Consider the following 16,925-nt stretch of genomic DNA (forward strand, 5'->3'; position numbering starts at 1 on the left):
TAGCCGATGAACTGGGACGATGCGCGCATCTTTCTCGCCGTGGCGCGGCAGGGCCAGTTCCTGGGCGCCGCCCGCACGCTCGGCCTCAACCACGCCACCGTCGCCCGGCGCATCGCGGCTCTCGAACAGGCCGTCGGCAGCGCACTCTTTCGCCGCCGCACCAATGGCACCGAGCTGACGGCGGAGGGTGAACGCTTCCTGCGGCATGCCGAGGCCATGGAAAGCGCCTCGCTTGCCGCCATGGCGACGGCCGGTGCCGATAGTGCGCTCGAAGGGACGGTGCGCGTCGGCGCCCCCGATGGTTTTGGCGTCGCCTTCCTCGCCCCACGCCTCGGCGAGCTGATCGAGCGCCATCCCGGCCTCAGGATCGAACTCGTCCCGGTGCCGCGGGCCTTTTCCCTCTCGCGTCGCGAGGCCGACATCGCCGTGACGCTGGAGCGCCCGCGCGAGGGTCGGCTCGTGGCCCGCAAGCTGACCGATTACCGGCTCGGCCTCTACGCCTCCCCCACCTATCTCAGGCGATATGGCGCGCCGAACTCGCTGGACGGCCTCGCCGCGCATCGTCTCGTGGGTTACGTGGAGGACCTGCTCTATACGCCGTCGCTCGATTACACCGCCGACTTTCTCAAGAGCTGGCAATCGAGCGTCGCCGTCTCCTCCGCCATGGGCCAGACCGAAGCCGTCCGCGCCGGTGCCGGCATCGGCATCCTCCACGCCTTCATGGCCGCCGGCGACACGCGCCTCGTGCCCGTGCTGCCGAGCCACACGCTCACGCGCTCCTATTGGACCGTCGTGCATGAAGATTTGCGCGGCCTGCGCCGGGTCACCGTCGTGTCCGACTTCCTCGCCGAGATCGTCTCCCGCGACCGCTCACCCTTCTAGGCTGGCCTGCCGGTCGCGCAGCGGCGCCGTCGCCTCGAGCAGCCACTCGCGGAAGGCGCGGATCTTCGGCGCGTTGCGGCGGCTTTCCGGGTAGACCAGATAGTAGCCATGGCCGTCCCAGCCGATGGTTTTGAATGGCTGCACCAGCCGCCCTGCGGCGATGTCATCGGAATAGAATGTGGGGGTGAGCATGGCCAGTCCCCGCCCCGCGATGGCGGCGGCCGCCTCCAGGTTCTGCGATCCCAGCCGGCTGAACGGCCGGTCATCGATCACCGCGCCACTGACCCCGGCCAGATCGAGCCAGGCCGTCAGCCACGGATCGTCGGGCGCAATCTGGGGCACCCGCAGCAGGTCACGGGGCTGGCGAACCTGGTACTCATGCACCAGCTTGGGGCTCATCATCGGCGCAAATTCCGCCTTGAGCAGCAGGTGCCAGACGAGGCCCGGCGTCGGCTTCTTGGTGCCGCGGATACCGACGTCGAACTCCTCGGCGCCAAAATCCACCAGATGCCCCGAACTCTCCACCCGCACCGCGATCTCCGGATGGGCCAGTTGGAAGAGGCCGACATTGGCCGCCAGCCAGTGGCTGGCAAAGGTCGGCACCGCGGTGATGGCCAGCGTCCCCTCGACGCGCCCCTGCGCCTCTGCGAACGCATTGCGCAGCATGTCGAAGGCATCCCGCGTGGCCGGCGCCAGCTGCGCCCCCGTTTCGGTCAGCGCAATCTGCCGGGGCTTACGCAGAAACAGCGGCGTGCCGATCCGCTCCTCGAGCAGCCGGATCTGGTAGCTCACCGCCGCCTGCGTCATGCCCAGTTCGTCCGCCGCACGGGTAAAGCTCAGGTGTCGCGCCACGGCCTCGAAGGCGCGGACGGCGGTGAGAGGCGGCAACGTCATGGATAAATTTTCCTTATGGCGCCGTGCTGACGTTTAGTTGGAATGGCGCCATCATCGGGCGCATCCTCGGCACTGTCAAACAAGCAGAGGGCATGGACCTATAAGGCCCATGTATGCGACCATGACTGTGTTCCAGACATTTCTCGGTTTTCTCGCGGCCATGCCGGCCATGGCCCGCCCCGGTTCCCAACCCGATACCCATCGCCGCCGCCGGGCCATCGAGTCGCTGCGCCTGTCACCGCACCTGCTGCATGACGTCGGCATGGACGAGTTCGAAACGCCCGCCGACGATCCGCGCTGGTTGCGCCGCCCCGACCTCGAGCGCTAGGGACTTGCCCCGCTCCGGGCGTGCGCTAGAACAGAGGCATGTCCAAGACCACGCCCGCCACCCAGGCTCTCGACCGAGCCGGCATCGCTTACACTACCGGCACCTATGACTACGACCCCAATGCCGAGCGCGTTGGGCTGCAGGCGGCCGAAGCCATGGGCGTGTCGCCCGCCGAAGTGTTCAAGACGCTGATGGCCGAACTCGACGGCAAGCCGGTCTGCGCCATCGTCCCCTCGGACGAGGAAGTGAACATGAAAAAGCTCGCCGCGGCGCTCGGCGGCAAATCGGCCCACATGATGAAGCCGGCCGATGCGGAGCGCCTCACCGGCTACAAGGTCGGCGGCATCAGCCCCCTCGGCCAGCGCAAAGCCGTGCCCACGGCGCTTGATGAACTGGCCCAGCTTTACGACGAGATCTTCCTCAACGGCGGGCAACGGGGCCTGCAGATCCGCATTCGCCCCGACGATCTGGTAAAAGCCCTGGGCTGCACCGTCGCCGATCTGGTGCGCTAGCCTCGCGCCGCCCAGAGCGCCTGAGAATCAGAGCCCAGAAACGACAAAAGGCGCCCTTGCGGACGCCTTCATCGGATAGGCCGTTGCGACGGCCGGGACCTTTGGGCGATTAGACGCCGTAGGTGCCGCGGGCGATCGAGCGGATATCAGCCTTGGTGATGCCGAGGTCATTGAGCTGACGGGCATCGAGGGCGCTCAGTTCGCGCATGGTGCGCTGATACTGGGCAAACTGGGCGATCTTCTTGGCAATGTTCATTTTCGGTTCCCCTTCTTTCGATGCCCCTTATCTATAGCGGAACAGTCGTGATTAGAAGGTAGACTCTGTGCACATCCGTTATGCACTGGGTGCATCCAAAACGAGCAGCCCATTCACCCCCGATTCAGCTCCGCGACCAAATCCGGGCGCAACGATACGGCGAGCCCCTTGCGTTAACGATCTGATAAGGAAACAGAAACGCTCCATCCCGACCGGCCGGGCCTATTTTTGACCATCCGGTCAGGAGCTATGCGTTTGGCGCAGCATCAGCGTCTGCGCGGCCGGACACAGGAAGGCCCGTCCCGCGTCAGCCGCACCGGACGCGCAGGCGGGCCAGGTCCGGTACCGTCACGTGCCGATAGCTGACGATTTCGATCACCCCATCGGCCTTGAGCTTGCTGATCTGCCGGCTGACCGTCTCGATGGTGAGCCCCAGGAAGTCCCCGATGTCGCTCCGGCTCAGGGGCAGGTCGAACGTCGTTGCCGCGCCTTCCTCGGTGGGGTCGATGTGGCTGGCGATGAGATAGAGGAAACTCGCCACTTTCTCGGCCGCCGTCTTGCGCCCCAGCGTCACCATCCAGTCGCGCGCTTCGTCGAGCTCGCGCAAGGCCTGCATCATCACGCGGTGTTCGAGCGGCGCGCTGTCCTTGAGCATCGACTCCAGCGCCGGGCGCGGGATGACGCACAAATCCACATCGGACGCGGCCTCGGCCGTCACCCGGCTTTCTGACGCAAAGGGCCGCCCCAGAAGGTCGGGCGCAAATTGCAGCCCCACCACCTGCTGCCGTCCATCCTCGAGCACCTTGGTGAGCTTGACCACGCCGCGCAGCACGTTGGCGTAGCTGTCGATGGGCATGGCATCGGCAATCAGTTCCTCGCCCTCGCCCCGGTGCACGCGGCGCGTGGCCTTGGACAATTGCTGCAACTGCTCGGGCCTGAGGGCGCCGCAAATCCCCTGGTGCCGCGCCTCGCAGCTCTGGCAGAGCACCGGCAGATCAGAATTGTGGATGTCCTTGCGAACCGTCTGCATGGTCTTGGCCCTCGTGCCTGAGACTCTTAAGGTGCTCTGAGGCGCCACAATAACCCCATCTGGTGTCGCTGCGCCAATGTGAAGCACTTGGGGCTTTCGCGCTCGGCTCGAAAAGTTTGTGGCCGGCCCTTGACCTTCCCATGATGGGAAGCCTTACATGATGGCGGACGAGGTGCAAAAATGAACGAACACGTCCATCATCCACAGCCCAATTCCACGGTCCAGCTCGATATCGAGGGCATGACCTGCGCCTCCTGCGTGTCGCGCGTCGAAAAGGCGCTACTCAAGGTGCCCGGCGTCACCGCCGCTTCGGTTAACCTGGCGACCGAGCGTGCCAGCGTCCAGCTCGCCGAGCCTGCCGGCCCGGAGCCGCTGATCGGCGCCATCGAAAAGATCGGTTACAAGGCGCGACCGCATCAGAAGGCGCATGGCCATGTCGGCCACCACCACCATGACGAGGACGCGGCGGTACTGCGCCGCGACACCATCCGCGCCGCTATCCCGACCCTGCCGCTGGTCATCATCGAGATGGGTGGCCATCTCTATCCGCCCTTCCACATGGCGGTGATGTCGGTGGTGCCGCTGCCGGCGCTCTACATTGCCTATTTCGTGCTCGCCAGTTTCGTCCTCTTCGTGCCCGGCTGGCGCTTCTTCAAGATCGGCATCCCGACGCTGCTGCATCGGGCGCCGGAAATGAACTCGCTGGTCGCGGTCGGCGCCGGCGCGGCGTGGATTTACTCCACCGTCGTCACCTTTGCGCCGCAGCTCCTCCCCGAGGCGACCCGCAACGTCTACTTCGAGGCCGCGGCCGTCATCGTGACGCTGATCCTGCTCGGCCGCTGGCTCGAGGCGCGCGCCAAGGGCCGCACCGGCGCCGCCATCCAGCATCTGGTGGGCCAGCAGGCCAAGACCGCCCGCGTCGAGCGCGACGGGACCGTCGAGGAAGTCGCCATCGCCGAGGTGGCCGTGGGCGACATCGTCCTTGTGCGCCCGGGCGAAAAGATCGCCGTGGATGGCGAGGTGGTCGACGGGTCGAGCCATGTCGATGAATCCATGATCTCCGGCGAGCCCCTGCCCGTCGCCAAGACCGCGGGCGCCAGCGTGGTGGGCGGCACGCTCAACACCTCCGGCAGTTTCCGCTTCCGCGCCACCAAGGTGGGCGGCGATACCATGCTGGCGCAGATCATCCGCATGGTCGAGGACGCCCAGGCCGGCAAGCTGCCGATCCAGGGCGTGGTCGACCAGATCACCGCCTGGTTCGTGCCGGCCGTCATGGCGCTGGCGCTCCTCACCTTCGCCGCCTGGCTGGTCTGGGGTCCCGAACCCAACCTGACCTATGCGCTGGTCAACGCCGTTGCCGTCCTCATCATCGCCTGTCCGTGTGCGATGGGCCTGGCCACGCCCACCTCCATCATGGTGGGCACCGGCCGCGCCGCCGAACTCGGCGTCCTCTTCCGCAAGGGCGAAGCGCTGCAGCTCCTGCGCGATGCCGGCATCGTGGCCTTCGACAAGACCGGCACGCTCACCGAAGGCAAGCCGCAACTCACCGATCTCATTCTCGATGAGCATTTCGAGCATGACGAGGTCCTGGCCCTGGTGGCCGCCCTCGAGGCCCGCTCCGAGCACCCCATTGCCAGCGCCATCGTCGCTGCGGCCGAAAAGGCAGGCCTCACGCTCTCCCCGGTGGAAGAATTCGACTCCGATCCGGGCCATGGCGTCGTCGGTCGGGTCGGGGGACGGCTCGTCAAGGTCGGCTCGGCCCGTTACCTCTCCGGCCTCGATCTCTCCGATTTCGATGCCGCCGTCGAGCGCCTGAGCGCAGAGGGCAAGAGCCCGGTCTTTGCCGCCATCGACGACAGGCCGGCAGCGGCGATCGTCGTGGCCGACGTGCTCAAGCCCACCAGCAAGGCGGTCATCGCCGCGCTGCACGAGCAGGGCCTCAAGACCGCGATGATCTCGGGCGACAATCGCCGCACCGCCGAAGCGATCGCCCGAGACCTGGGCATCGACGAAGTGCGCGCCGAAGTGCTGCCAGCCGACAAGGCCGCTGCCCTCAAGACGCTGCGCCAGGCCTATCGCACCGTCGCCTATGTCGGGGACGGCATCAACGACGCCCCGGCCCTGGCCGAAGCCGATGTCGGCATCGCGGTCGGCACGGGCACCGATGCGGCCATCGAAAGCGCCGATGTGGTACTGCTGGGCGGAGACCTGCGGCAGGTACTCAACGCCTTCATCATCAGCCGCGCCACCTTGCGCAACATCTGGGAGAACCTGTTCTGGGCGTTCGGCTACAACGTTATCCTGATCCCCGTGGCCGCCGGCGTCCTCTACCCCGCCTTCGGCATCCTGCTTTCGCCCATGCTGGGTGCCGGGGCAATGGCGCTCTCGAGCGTGCTCGTCGTGTCCAACGCGCAGCGACTGCGCACCGTCAAGGGAGTGATGTGATGAATATCGGCCAGGCTGCCGAGCGCTCCGGCGTTTCGGCCAAGATGATCCGCTACTACGAAGAGATCGGCCTGATCGAGCCGCCCGGGCGCACGGAAAGCAATTACCGCGTCTATGGCGAGGACGAAGTGCATATCCTGCGCTTCATCAAGCGGGCCCGTACCCTCGGATTTTCCATCGAGGAAACGACGCTCCTTCTCGGCCTCTGGCAGGACAAGTCGCGCACCAGCTCGGAAGTGCGCGATATCGCGAGCGACCACATCGCGGCGCTCGAAACAAAGATCGGGGAATTGCAGGGCATGGTCAAAACCCTGCGCCACCTCGTGCATTGCTGTCATGGCGACGACCGCCCCGACTGCCCCATTCTCGACGACCTCGCCGGCGCCCCGGCGAAGAAAGGACATTGATATGAGCGAGAAAACCACCCTCACCGTCAACGACATGACCTGCGGCCACTGCGTCGGCACCGTCCGCGGCGCACTGGAGCAAGCCCTGCCGGGCACGCAGGTCGACATCGACCTGGCCACCAAGAAAGTGAGCTTCACCGGCGACAAGGCCAAGGGCGAGGACGCCATCCGCGAAGCCGGCTACACCCCCGAAGCCGCCTGATCGCCCCGCACCAAGGACTGCGGAGCGACCCTCTCATCCGGCGCTCCGCGCCATCTTCTCCCCGAGTGGGAGAAGAAAAAGGCCGGACCTCCCCGTATCCCGGCATATCCCTGGGACGCAGGCACCTCCTCTTCCTCTCCCCCTCGGGGAGAGGGTGCCCAAAGGGCGGGTGAGGGGGATGCCTCCGCACGCACAACCCCCAGGCAAGCGCACGCAGCGCCGACCCGATCACACAGAAAAACTGGTGAGCTCCTGCGGCACCAAAGAAGGCCGGCGTCGCCTGGAGCTCGGGCAGACAAATGCCCACAAGTCCATGAAGTTCCTGCGACAAAACGCCTGATACAAAATCAAAGGGGCACCCGATGGGTGCCCCTTCTTCGTTGGAAGGAACGCCGGGATCAGAACGGGCTCTCTTCGTCCAGGAACTCGCTGGCATTCTCCTGGGTGATCAGCGTCGATTCGAGGATATAGCGGCCCGAAACCGGCACGCCGCCGACCGCGTGCGCCGTCGTCAGCTCGATCGCCGTCGAGATCATGGCCGGGTTGTAGCTGACGTCCACCGGCATCAGCTTGTCGCCATCAGCCACGCGCTGGATCATCTGCTGCATGCCGGCGCCGCCGACAATGAACATCTCGTCTTCGCGGCCGGCCTGCTTGATCGCCTCGATGGCGCCCACCGCCGTGTCGTCGTCCTGCGCCCACACGCCCTTGATGTCCGGGAAGCGCGTCAGGAAGTCCTGCATCACCTTGAAGCCGTCATCGCGGTTCCAGTTGGCGAACTCGTCGTCCAGCACCTTGATGTTGGTGCCTTCGATGCCGGCCATGAAGGCGTCGACGCGCTGCTGGTCGATCGGGATGGGCAGGCCGCGCAGCACCACGATGTTGCCGCCGTCCGGCATGGCTTCCTTGAAGTAGTTGGCGGTGTTGGTGCCCAGGCCCGGATTGTCGCCGGCGACGTAGAGATCTTCCACGCCGTCGATCGAGAGCTGGCGGTCCACCACGGTGACGAACTTGCCCGCGTCCTTGACCTGCTTGATGGCCGAGGTCATGGCGTCCGGATCACCGGGCAGGATCACCAGCGCGTCGATATTGCGGGTCGAGACCATGTCCTCGATGTCGGCGATCTGTTTGGGCGCGTCGGCAGCCGAAGCGAACACGAACGTCGCATCCGGATAGACCTTGCTGAGGCGGTCGATAGTCTGCTGGGCGAAGTAGTTGACGCCGCCGGTCCAGCCGTGGTCCGCGGCCGGCACGGAGACGCCGATCGTCACCTTGTCCTGCGCGATGGCAGCGCCACCAAGGGCGCCGGCCAGCACGGTCGCTGCCAGAAGGGTCTTGATCAGTTTCATTGCAGTCCTCCCATAAGGGCTCGACGAGAGCCCGATGTTAAACCTTTGTCCGGAGCCCCGACCCTGTCCTCCTTGGGTCTGATGCTCCCGTTCTAGGCCACACGCCCTCAGGCAGCGCGGCGGCCGCGCTGCAGCAGCACGGCGAGGATGATGATGACGCCCTGGAATGCGCCATTGAGATAGGGGCTGATGAAGCTCTGCAGGTTGAGGATATTGCCGATCAGCCCGAGGATGATCACACCCACCACCGTGCCCCAGATGCGGCCATAGCCACCCTTGAGCGTGGTGCCGCCGATGATCACCGCCGCAATGGCTTCCAGCTCCCACAGGACGCCGGTCGTGCTCGACGCCGAGCCGAGGCGCGGCACGTAGAGCAGCACCGCCACTCCCACCAGGATGCCCTGCACGATGTAGGTGATGAGCCGGACGTTATCGACATTGATCGACGAGTAGCGCGACACCTGCTCGCTCGAGCCGATAGCGGCGCAATAGCGGCCGAAGGCGGTGCGGCGCATGACGATCTCGCCGCCGATGGCCACCAGCGCGAAAACGATGATCGGCCACGGCACGCCCAGGATGCCGTTGTAGTAGACCGGCCGGTAGAGGTCGGCGACGTTGAAGTTGAGCGAGAGCGTGCCGCCATCGGCGAGAAACGTCACCAGCGAGCGGAAGATGCCCATCGTGCCCAGCGTCACGATAAAAGCCTCGATGCGGCCGCGCGTCACCATCAGACCGTTGCCGATGCCGGCCGCGCCGCCCACGGCAAGGCCTGCCAGCATGCCGATCAGCACCACGCCGACGCTCACGCCCATGGACGGGATCAGCGCATTCATGACGATGATCATGACGCCTGCCACCACGGCCGCCATCGACCCCACCGAAAGGTCGAGCCCGCCGGCAGTGATCACGAAGGTCGCGCCGATGGCGATGATGCCGATGAAGGACGAGCGCGCCAGCACATTGGTGATGTTGTTGTAGCTGAGGAAGTTCTCGTTGAGCGAAATGCCCAGCAGCACCAGGAGGACAAGCGCCAGCAGCGGCCCCACCGTCTTGAAATCGATGCGCATGCCGCGCGCCGGCTTCGCCGGAACCTCAGGCGCTGATACGCTCATTGTGTCCACCCTGTTTGATGCCTGCGGCATAGCGCATGATTTCTTCTTCGGCGATTTCCGCGCCCTCCAGCACGCCCGCGAGGCGCCCGGTGCGGATCACCGCTACGCGGTGGCTGAGGCCGATCACCTCCTGCAGCTCCGAGGAGATGAGGATGATCGATTTGCCCTCGGCCGCCAGTGCCGCGATGATGTGATAGATCTGCTGCTTGGTGCCGACATCGATGCCGCGCGTCGGCTCGTCCATGATGATGATGTCGGGCTCGCTTTCCATGGTCTTGCCCAGCATCAGCTTTTGCTGGTTGCCGCCTGAAAGCCGCCCCACCGCGACCGAAGCGTCCCGCGCCCGGATATCGAAGCGCCGCACCGAGCGCTCCAGCGCCCGCTCCTCGCTGGCGCTGTCGAGAAAGCCCATGCGCAGGTGCCTTTTCAGCGTCAGCAGCGTGAGGTTCGGCCTCAGGCCCATGTTGAGCAGCAGGCCCTTGCCCTTGCGATCCTTGGTCATGTAGGCGATGCCCGCATCCACCGATTGAGCCACGCGGGTGAAGTTGACGGGTTTGCCCTCGAGTTCCACCTCGCCTTCGCTGCGCCGCGCGAGCCCTACCACCGCTTCGGCAATCGCCGTGCGGCCCGACCCGATGAGCCCGGCAAAGCCCAGGATTTCGCCCTTGCGCAGATCGAAGGAAATGTCGTGGACGCCCGGCGCCGACAGGTGCCGCACGCTCAGCACCACCGGCGCGTCGACGTCGGGCTCGTGCTTGGGCGGATAAAGGTTCGACAGTTCGCGGCCCACCATCATCTGGGCAATGGAATCGGGCGTCAGCGCCTCGGTGCCCACCGTCGCGATCAGTTGTCCATCGCGCAGCACCGTCACGCGCTGCGCCAGTTGCATGATTTCGTCGAGCTTGTGCGAGATGAACACCACCGCCACGCCGCGCGCCGTCAGCCGCCGGATCTGGTCGAACAGCGTCTGCGTTTCGCCCACCGAGAGCACCGCCGTCGGCTCGTCCATGATGAGAACCCGCGCGTCACGGCTGATCGCCTTGGCGATTTCCACCATCTGCTTGTCGGCGATCGAGAGCGAGCGGATGCGCGCGTCCGGATCGACATGGACGTGCAGCGTGTCTAGGATTTCCGCCGCCCGGCGCCGCATCTCGCCGCTCTGCAAAAAGCCGTAGCGCTTGAGTTCGCGACCCAGAAAAATCGAATCGGCGACTGTCAGATCCTCGGCCAGGTTCAGTTCCTGGTGGATCAGCACAATGCCCATGGCCTCTGCCTGCCCATTGGGCGGCAAGGTTACGGTCTGCCCGTCATATTCGATGGTGCCGGAGGTCGGCTGCTCGATCCCGGAGAGAATCTTGATGAGGGTCGACTTGCCCGCGCCGTTCTCACCAATGATGGCGTGAACCTCGCCCGGCCTGACGTCGAAATCGATACTGAACAGCACCGGAATTTCGCCGAAGGACTTGGAGATACGATGCGCCGCCAGGATGGGCCGGACAGCACTGTCCTGCGGATCGCTCATCGACAAGTCCCCTCCCCGTGAACGCTGCCCGGTCTGTTGCCGAGTGCTGCGTTCCAGAGTCGATGTAAAGGTTTTCATGGTTCATGTAAAGGTTTACAAAGGGGGATAACCGTATATGCCTTTGGCATGCGCCGTGTCGGAGGAGACGGCTTCTGCTAGGGCGGAGGCGCGTCGCTGCGGAACCGGCTGCGCGCAGGGGGCGGAGCCTTAGGTGCAGCAGCAGAAACTGGCCACGATCGAAGATGTCGCCGCCATGGCCGGGGTCTCCATCGCCACGGTCAGCCGCGCCATGAACGAGCCCACCAAGGTGGCGGACGCCACGCGCAAGCGCGTCGCCGACGCCGTCGCCCGCACCGGCTACACCACCAATGCCATGGCCCGGTCGCTGCGCATGCGGCGCTCCAACATGATCCTGATCCTGGCGCCCGACGTCGGTGATCCGAACTTTTCCAACATCCTGGTCGGCCTCGAAACCGAGGCCAGCAAGCGCGGCTACGGCGTCCTCATCGGCAACACCCAGAACGATCCCAGCCGCGAAACCGATTACCTGCGCTTCATCAGTTCCAACCAGGCCGACGGCCTTATCCTCTTTACTGGCCACCTCCCCTATGGCGTCGGACAGGACGCGGCCAAGCTGCCGGCCATGGTCGCCGTCAACGAACCGGTTCCGGGCAGCGATGTGCCCTTCGTCGGCGTCGACAATTTCGAGGGCGCCCGCGTCGCCACCGAGCATCTGATCTCGCAGGGCCATCGCCGCATCGCCTTTGTCGGGCGCGCCAACAATCGCGAGATCAACAGCCGCCGCGAGCAGGGCTATCTCGCCGCCCTTGCCGGCGCCGGCCTCACTGCCGATCCGCGCCTCATCATCGATGGCGACGGCACCACCGAGAGCGGCCGCGCCGCCACCGAACTGATGTTCGTGCGCGATGCCCTGCCCACCGCCTTCTTCTGCGTCAACGATGCCACCGCGCTCGGCGTCATCATCTCGCTCAGCGCCCGCAATTACGAACTGCCGCGCCAGTTCTCCATCATGGGCTTTGACGACATCTCCTTTGCCAGCTTCGTCGCCCCCTCGCTCACCACCATGAAGCAGCCGCGCCATCGCATTGGTGAAGCCGCCATGGACCTGCTGCTGGCCCTCCTCGCCGGCGAGACGCCGAAATCGCGCGAGGTCCTGCTGCGCGCCGAACTGATCCTGCGCAACTCCGTCGCCCGCGTGAACCCCGGGCGCTAGTGCGCGTTGACTTGTGGTCGCAGTCAACATACTCAAGCTCATGCTTAACCAAGACGCTTCCTTGGACCAGCTGTTCCAGGCCCTCGCCGACCCCACGCGCCGCGCCATTCTCGACCGCCTGAGCCACGGTCCGGCCTCCGTCAGCGAACTGGCGGCGCCCTTCGACATCTCCCTGCCCGCGGTTGTGCAACACCTGCAGACGCTCGAAACCAGCGGCCTCGTCCGCACCCAGAAAGTGGGCCGCGTCCGCACCTGCCGCATCGACCCGGCCGCGCTGGGGGAAGCGGAACAATGGCTTAATGAGCGGCGCCTGGGTTATGACCACCCAGCGGATGCCCCGCCCGAAAGCAAAGCCTCTTGAAGACCATCCTCGTTATCGGCATCGGCACCGGCTCCCCCGCCCACATGACCATCGCCGCCATAGACGCCCTCAACCGCGCCGATGTGCTGTTCGTGCCCGACAAGGGCGCCACCAAAGCCGACCTCGCCGATGTCCGACGCGCCATCATCGACCGCTTCGTCACTGGCGCGCCGCACCTTGTCGGCTATGCTGTCCCCCGCCGCGATGCGGCCAACGCCGATTATGGCCAGGGCGTCGAGGACTGGCACAACGCCCTCGCGCGCATCTTCGCCGATCTCATTGCCGAGGTCCCCGAAGACGGCACCGGCGCCTTCCTCGTCTGGGGCGATCCGGGCCTCTACGATTCCACCCTGCGCATCCTCGAGCGCGTCGAGGCGCCGTTCCGCATCGAAGTCATTCCCGGCATCACCGCCATCCAGGCCCTCACCGCCGCGCATGGCATCGCCCTCAACCGCATCGGCGAACCGGTGCTGATCACCCCCGCCCGCCAGCTTGGCCCCATCGAAACCGACACCATCGTCATGCTCGACGGGCGCCTCGCCTTCCGCGACGCCGACCCGGACCTCGACATCTTCTGGGGCGCGTATCTGGGCACCCCCGACCAGCTCCTCATCTCCGGGCGCCTCGGCGACGTCGCCGACCAGATCGTCACCACCCGCGCCGAAGCTCGCGCCCGCCACGGCTGGATCATGGACACGTACCTCCTGCGCAAGCGGCAGTAGTGTCTCCGCGCCCCGCCTGCTAAACCATCCCCATGTTCCCTCGCCCACAGAGTCATTCCCGCGAAAGCGGGAAACCCTGTTGCCCCAAACGGAGGTCCCCGCTTGCGCGGGGATGACACCGTGGACGATCAATCCTCCAGCGTCACTGCTACAATCACCCCCAGCCGACGCGGCGCCTGCCCCACGCTCGATGCGCCCATGCAGACCGGCGACGGCCTCCTCGCGCGCCTCCGCATCCCCGGCAATCGGCTGTCCCCCGCCCAGCTGCGCGACGTCGCGACCCTCGCCATCGCCTGCGGCAACGGCCTTGTCGAAGTCACCGCCCGCGGCAACCTCCAGTTGCGCGGCCTCACCCAACAAAGCGCCCCCCTTTTCGCCGCCACTATTCGCCAAAGCCTGCCCATCGAAAGCGGCCTCGTCGTCGATCTCTCTCCCCTGGCCGGCGATGATCCGCAGGAGATCGCCGACCCCCGCCCCCTCGCCCAGGCCATCCGAGACGGCGCCGCGCCCCTGGCAGACCAACTCGGCCCCAAGGTCAGCGTCGTCATCGATGGCAGCGGCCAGATTTCGCTCGCCCCCCTCAAGGCCGACATCCGCCTCCTCGCGCTGGGCAGCGACCGCTGGCTCGTATCCCTCGGCGGCAGCAAGCCGCAGACGATGGACCAGCCCACCGCTATCGCCACCACCCTCGCCACCCTCAGCGCCCTCGCCGCCCTCGGTCCCGACGCCCGCGCCACCGACCTTTTTCCCGCTTCCAGCCCAGGCGCCCCCCACCCCACCCCTCCCCACCAGGGGGAGGGAGCCGAGCCAGTGACCACCCCGGATCGAGCCACACCCCCAACGCCGCCCCTCCCCCCTCGCGGGGGAGGCCGGGAGGGGGGGAGCCCCACGCTCGAACCCCGCAACGGGCCCACCCCGCCCCCAACCCTGCCCCTCCCTCCCCTCGATGGAGAGGGACCGAGGGAGGGGTGGAGCCCCACGCTCCAAACCCTCAATGGCCACACCACCCCCCTCACCCTGCCCTTCGGCCAGATGCCCGGCACCGCCCTCATCGCCCTTGCCGACCGCGCCACACAATCCGGCCTCACCACGATCCGCCTCGCGCCCGACCACACACTCCTCCTCGACAACGCCACCGCTGACCTCATCACCGACGTCGCCGCCCTCGGCTTCATCACCGATCCCGCCGATCCGCGCCGCCGCGTCTCCGCCTGCATCGGCAGCGACGGTTGCGCCTCGGGCCACATCGCCGCCCGCCGCATTGCCGCAGCGCTCGCGCCGCATCTGCCGCCCGGGCAGCACCTGCATGTCTCGGGCTGCCCCAAGGGCTGCGCCCATCCGCGGCCGGCCGATGTGACGCTCGTCGGACGCCCCGGGGAAATCGGTCTTGTCATCGGCGGCCGCGCGGGCGATACGCCTCAAGCAATCCTCGACGAGGCCGGGCTGGTCCCCGCCCTCACCGCCCGGCAGGACGCCCGATGACGCATTACGACTACATCAAGGACGGCGATGCCATCTATCGGCAGTCCTTCGCCACCATTCGCGCCGAAGCCGATCTATCGCGCTTCTCCGACCCCGAAGCCGAACTCGCCGTGCGCATGATCCACGCCGCCGGCATGGTCGAGGCCGCCGAGCACTTCATTTTCGGCCCCGGCTTCGTCGCGGCCGCGCGCACGGCGCTCAACGCTGGCGCATCCATCCTTTGCGATGCGGAAATGGTCGCCCGTGGCGTCACGGCCGCCCGTCTCCCCGCCCAAAACCCCGTCATTTGCACCCTGCGCGACGCGCGTACGCCCGATATCGCCGCCCGCATCGGCAACACCCGCTCGGCCGCCGCGCTCGATCTCTGGGCCGAACACCTCGCCGGCGCCGTAGTGGCCATTGGCAACGCGCCCACGGCCCTCTTTCACCTGCTCGAACTCCTGCGCGATGGCGCGCCCAAACCCGCCGCCATCCTTGGCATGCCCGTCGGCTTTGTCGGCGCCGCCGAATCGAAGGACGCGCTAGCCGAAAACTCCTATGGCGTGCCCTACGCCATCGTGCGCGGGCGGCTCGGCGGCAGTGCCGTCACCGCCGCCTGCCTCAACGCGCTGGCGAGGTCCGGGCTGTGAGCGGCACTCTCTTTGGTGTCGGCACCGGCCCGGGCGACCCGGAGCTTTTGACGCTCAAGGCCGTGCGCGCCATCGCGGGTGCCGACGTCGTCGCCTACTTCGCCAAGCGCGGCAATCCGAGCAATGCGCGCGCCATTGCCGCCGGCCATTTCCGTCCCGGCCAGATCGAGGAGGCGCTCGATTATCCGGTGACCACCGAAATCGACCGCCGCCATGGCGACTACAAGAGCCAGATTGCGGCCTTTTACGCGGAAGCTGCCGAACGTATCGCCGCCCATCTCGAGGCCGGCCGCTCCGTCGCCGTGCTGTCCGAGGGCGATCCGCTGTTCTATGGCAGCTACATGCACCTTCACCTCCGCCTCGCGCCGCGCTTTCCCACCGAGGTCATCCCCGGCATCACGGCCATGTCGGGCTGCTGGTCCGCGGCCGGCCTGCCGCTGGTGCAGGGCGACGACATCCTCACCATCCTGCCCGGCACGCTCGCCCGCGAAGATCTCACACAGCGCCTGTGCGCCACCGATGGCGCCGTCATCATGAAACTGGGCCGCAACCTGCCCAAGGTGCGCGCCGCGCTGGCCGATGCAGGCCGCCTCGAGGGCACCGTCTATGTCGAGCGCGGCACCACCGCCGGCGGGTTCTCGATGCCGCTCGCCGACAAGACCGATGACACGGCCCCTTATTTCTCGCTGCTGCTGGTCCCCGGCTGGAGCACGCGGCCATGAGCGGGCGCCTCACCGTCATCGGCACAGGCCCCGGCAATCCCGGGCAGATGACGCCGGAGGCCAGTGCCGCCATCGCCCGCGCAGAACTCTTTTTCGGCTACGGCCCCTATCTCGACCGCCTCGACCTGCGACCCGACCAGACGCGCATGGCCTCCGACAATCGCGAGGAGCTGGACCGCTCCAAGGCTGCGCTCGACGCCGCGGCGCGCGGTGCCGATGTCTGCGTGGTCTCGGGCGGCGATCCGGGCGTCTTTGCCATGGCCGCCGCGGTCTGCGAGGCCATCGAGCATGGCCCCGAAACCTGGCGGCGCCTCGAGGTCACCATCCTGCCCGGCGTCACCGCCATGCTCGCCGTCGCCGCCCGCGCCGGCGCTCCACTCGGCCACGATTTCTGCGCCATTTCCCTGTCGGACAATCTCAAGCCCTGGGATGTCATCGAAAAGCGCCTGCGCGCCGTGGCCGAAGCGGGCCTCGTGATCGCGCTCTACAATCCCATCTCCAAGGCCCGCCCCTGGCAGTTGGCCACCGCCTTCCGCATCCTGCGTGAGGTCCTGCCCGTCACCACCCCCGTCATCTTCGGCCGTGCCATTGGCCGCCCCGACGAAGCCTTCGCCGTCATCCCCCTGGGCGAAGCCGACAGCCACCCCGCCGATATGGCCACCTGCGTCATCATCGGCTCCCCCGAAACCCGCATCATCGACCGCCCCGGCCGCGATCCCCTGATCTATTCCCCGCGGAGCACCGGCACGTGATGCTCTCAACGTCTTCGTGCCTCCCATCCCCCCACCCCGACCCTCCCTGCAAGGGGGGAGGGAGCCCAATTGCGCTCGTGGCAC

General features: G+C 66.7%; 19 protein-coding genes. 13 read left to right on the forward strand and 6 right to left on the reverse strand.

What is annotated here, in order from left to right; genetic code table 11:
- The first annotated feature begins 6 nt into the window (after positions 1-6).
- On the forward strand, positions 7-882 hold the full coding sequence (locus IC608_RS07890; protein WP_191774269.1) for a LysR family transcriptional regulator: 876 nt from the start codon (positions 7-9) through the stop codon (positions 880-882).
- On the opposite strand, the gene IC608_RS07895 is transcribed toward IC608_RS07890, so the two are convergent.
- Entirely contained in the window at positions 871-1,776 is a 906-nt protein-coding gene (locus tag IC608_RS07895; protein WP_191774271.1) for a LysR substrate-binding domain-containing protein, read from the reverse strand. The genes IC608_RS07890 and IC608_RS07895 overlap by 12 nt on opposite strands.
- A gap of 109 nt (positions 1,777-1,885) precedes the next feature.
- Between IC608_RS07895 and IC608_RS07900 the strand changes: the two genes are divergently transcribed.
- Together IC608_RS07900 and ybaK are read left to right on the forward strand one after the other, a co-directional pair.
- Positions 1,886-2,104 (forward strand): hypothetical protein, encoded by a 219-nt coding sequence (locus IC608_RS07900; RefSeq protein WP_191774273.1) that lies wholly within the window; start codon positions 1,886-1,888, stop codon positions 2,102-2,104.
- Positions 2,105-2,142: 38 nt separating this feature from the next.
- Positions 2,143-2,616: a Cys-tRNA(Pro) deacylase gene (gene ybaK / locus IC608_RS07905; protein WP_191774275.1), complete on the forward strand. Its 474-nt coding sequence runs from the start codon at positions 2,143-2,145 to the stop codon at positions 2,614-2,616.
- A 109-nt stretch (positions 2,617-2,725) separates the two neighbouring features.
- Here the strand turns inward: ybaK and IC608_RS07910 are convergent, their stop codons facing one another.
- Both IC608_RS07910 and IC608_RS07915 read right to left on the reverse strand, forming a co-directional pair.
- Complete coding sequence (locus IC608_RS07910; RefSeq protein WP_191774277.1) at positions 2,726-2,872, reverse strand: DUF1127 domain-containing protein; 147 nt, start codon at positions 2,870-2,872, stop codon at positions 2,726-2,728.
- 307 nt (positions 2,873-3,179) lie between these two features.
- A complete protein-coding gene (locus IC608_RS07915; protein ID WP_191774279.1) occupies positions 3,180-3,902 on the reverse strand; it encodes a Crp/Fnr family transcriptional regulator in 723 nt (240 codons plus the stop codon).
- A gap of 180 nt (positions 3,903-4,082) precedes the next feature.
- On the opposite strand from IC608_RS07915, the gene IC608_RS07920 reads away from it, so the two are divergent.
- Genes IC608_RS07920 through IC608_RS07930 form a run of 3 tightly spaced genes read left to right on the forward strand, consistent with a single transcriptional unit; the run spans position 4,083 to position 6,956 of the window.
- Positions 4,083-6,347, forward strand: coding sequence for a heavy metal translocating P-type ATPase (locus tag IC608_RS07920; RefSeq protein ID WP_191774281.1), 2,265 nt, complete (start codon positions 4,083-4,085; stop codon positions 6,345-6,347).
- Entirely contained in the window at positions 6,347-6,754 is a 408-nt protein-coding gene (gene cueR, locus IC608_RS07925) for a Cu(I)-responsive transcriptional regulator (RefSeq protein ID WP_191774283.1), read from the forward strand. The genes IC608_RS07920 and cueR overlap by 1 nt, the downstream gene beginning before the upstream one ends.
- A gap of 1 nt (position 6,755) precedes the next feature.
- On the forward strand, positions 6,756-6,956 hold the full coding sequence (locus IC608_RS07930; RefSeq protein WP_191774285.1) for a heavy-metal-associated domain-containing protein: 201 nt from the start codon (positions 6,756-6,758) through the stop codon (positions 6,954-6,956).
- A 398-nt stretch (positions 6,957-7,354) separates the two neighbouring features.
- Here IC608_RS07930 and IC608_RS07935 read toward each other — a convergent pair whose 3' ends face one another.
- From IC608_RS07935 to IC608_RS07945, 3 genes are all read right to left on the reverse strand, one after another.
- Positions 7,355-8,305 (reverse strand): substrate-binding domain-containing protein, encoded by a 951-nt coding sequence (locus tag IC608_RS07935; protein WP_191774287.1) that lies wholly within the window; start codon positions 8,303-8,305, stop codon positions 7,355-7,357.
- A 107-nt stretch (positions 8,306-8,412) separates the two neighbouring features.
- On the reverse strand, positions 8,413-9,417 hold the full coding sequence (locus IC608_RS07940) for an ABC transporter permease (RefSeq protein WP_191774289.1): 1,005 nt from the start codon (positions 9,415-9,417) through the stop codon (positions 8,413-8,415).
- Positions 9,398-10,939, reverse strand: coding sequence for a sugar ABC transporter ATP-binding protein (locus IC608_RS07945; RefSeq protein ID WP_191774291.1), 1,542 nt, complete (start codon positions 10,937-10,939; stop codon positions 9,398-9,400). Before IC608_RS07945 ends, IC608_RS07940 begins: the two co-directional genes overlap by 20 nt.
- Before the next feature lie 211 nt (positions 10,940-11,150).
- Here IC608_RS07945 and IC608_RS07950 point away from each other — a divergent pair, with 211 nt between their 5' ends.
- The 7 genes from IC608_RS07950 (at position 11,151) to IC608_RS07980 (ending at position 16,841) form a co-directional block, all read left to right on the forward strand.
- Complete coding sequence (locus IC608_RS07950) at positions 11,151-12,173, forward strand: LacI family DNA-binding transcriptional regulator (protein ID WP_345890865.1); 1,023 nt, start codon at positions 11,151-11,153, stop codon at positions 12,171-12,173.
- A 40-nt stretch (positions 12,174-12,213) separates the two neighbouring features.
- A complete protein-coding gene (locus IC608_RS07955) occupies positions 12,214-12,534 on the forward strand; it encodes an ArsR/SmtB family transcription factor (RefSeq protein ID WP_191774293.1) in 321 nt (106 codons plus the stop codon).
- Positions 12,531-13,256, forward strand: a complete 726-nt coding sequence (cobF, locus tag IC608_RS07960) for a precorrin-6A synthase (deacetylating) (RefSeq protein ID WP_191774295.1) — start codon at positions 12,531-12,533, stop codon at positions 13,254-13,256. The genes IC608_RS07955 and cobF overlap by 4 nt, the downstream gene beginning before the upstream one ends.
- Positions 13,257-13,376: 120 nt before the next feature.
- A complete protein-coding gene (cobG, locus tag IC608_RS07965; protein WP_191774297.1) occupies positions 13,377-14,738 on the forward strand; it encodes a precorrin-3B synthase in 1,362 nt (453 codons plus the stop codon).
- A complete protein-coding gene (locus IC608_RS07970; RefSeq protein ID WP_191774299.1) occupies positions 14,735-15,367 on the forward strand; it encodes a precorrin-8X methylmutase in 633 nt (210 codons plus the stop codon). The genes cobG and IC608_RS07970 overlap by 4 nt, the downstream gene beginning before the upstream one ends.
- Positions 15,364-16,089, forward strand: coding sequence for a precorrin-2 C(20)-methyltransferase (locus IC608_RS07975; protein WP_345890866.1), 726 nt, complete (start codon positions 15,364-15,366; stop codon positions 16,087-16,089). Before IC608_RS07970 ends, IC608_RS07975 begins: the two co-directional genes overlap by 4 nt.
- On the forward strand, positions 16,086-16,841 hold the full coding sequence (locus IC608_RS07980) for a precorrin-3B C(17)-methyltransferase (RefSeq protein ID WP_191774300.1): 756 nt from the start codon (positions 16,086-16,088) through the stop codon (positions 16,839-16,841). The genes IC608_RS07975 and IC608_RS07980 overlap by 4 nt, the downstream gene beginning before the upstream one ends.
- Positions 16,842-16,925 lie beyond the last annotated feature (84 nt).

The organism is Devosia oryzisoli (assembly GCF_014837245.1).
Lineage (GTDB): Bacteria > Pseudomonadota > Alphaproteobacteria > Rhizobiales > Devosiaceae > Devosia > Devosia oryzisoli.

Bases quoted from the DNA above. Each gene is read 5' to 3' on its own strand.
- IC608_RS07915 (WP_191774279.1), bottom strand. From the start codon at position 3,902: ATGCAGACGGTTCGCAAGGACATCCACAATTCTGATCTGCCGGTGCTC.
- IC608_RS07970 (WP_191774299.1), top strand. From the start codon at position 14,735: ATGACGCATTACGACTACATCAAGGACGGCGATGCCATCTATCGGCAG.
- IC608_RS07890 (WP_191774269.1), top strand. From the start codon at position 7: ATGAACTGGGACGATGCGCGCATCTTTCTCGCCGTGGCGCGGCAGGGC.
- ybaK (WP_191774275.1), top strand. From the start codon at position 2,143: ATGTCCAAGACCACGCCCGCCACCCAGGCTCTCGACCGAGCCGGCATC.
- IC608_RS07930 (WP_191774285.1), top strand. From the start codon at position 6,756: ATGAGCGAGAAAACCACCCTCACCGTCAACGACATGACCTGCGGCCAC.
- IC608_RS07955 (WP_191774293.1), top strand. From the start codon at position 12,214: ATGCTTAACCAAGACGCTTCCTTGGACCAGCTGTTCCAGGCCCTCGCC.
- IC608_RS07895 (WP_191774271.1), bottom strand. From the start codon at position 1,776: ATGACGTTGCCGCCTCTCACCGCCGTCCGCGCCTTCGAGGCCGTGGCG.
- IC608_RS07920 (WP_191774281.1), top strand. From the start codon at position 4,083: ATGAACGAACACGTCCATCATCCACAGCCCAATTCCACGGTCCAGCTC.
- IC608_RS07935 (WP_191774287.1), bottom strand. From the start codon at position 8,305: ATGAAACTGATCAAGACCCTTCTGGCAGCGACCGTGCTGGCCGGCGCC.
- IC608_RS07940 (WP_191774289.1), bottom strand. From the start codon at position 9,417: ATGAGCGTATCAGCGCCTGAGGTTCCGGCGAAGCCGGCGCGCGGCATG.
- IC608_RS07900 (WP_191774273.1), top strand. From the start codon at position 1,886: ATGTATGCGACCATGACTGTGTTCCAGACATTTCTCGGTTTTCTCGCG.
- IC608_RS07945 (WP_191774291.1), bottom strand. From the start codon at position 10,939: ATGAGCGATCCGCAGGACAGTGCTGTCCGGCCCATCCTGGCGGCGCAT.
- IC608_RS07910 (WP_191774277.1), bottom strand. From the start codon at position 2,872: ATGAACATTGCCAAGAAGATCGCCCAGTTTGCCCAGTATCAGCGCACC.
- IC608_RS07980 (WP_191774300.1), top strand. From the start codon at position 16,086: ATGAGCGGGCGCCTCACCGTCATCGGCACAGGCCCCGGCAATCCCGGG.
- cueR (WP_191774283.1), top strand. From the start codon at position 6,347: ATGAATATCGGCCAGGCTGCCGAGCGCTCCGGCGTTTCGGCCAAGATG.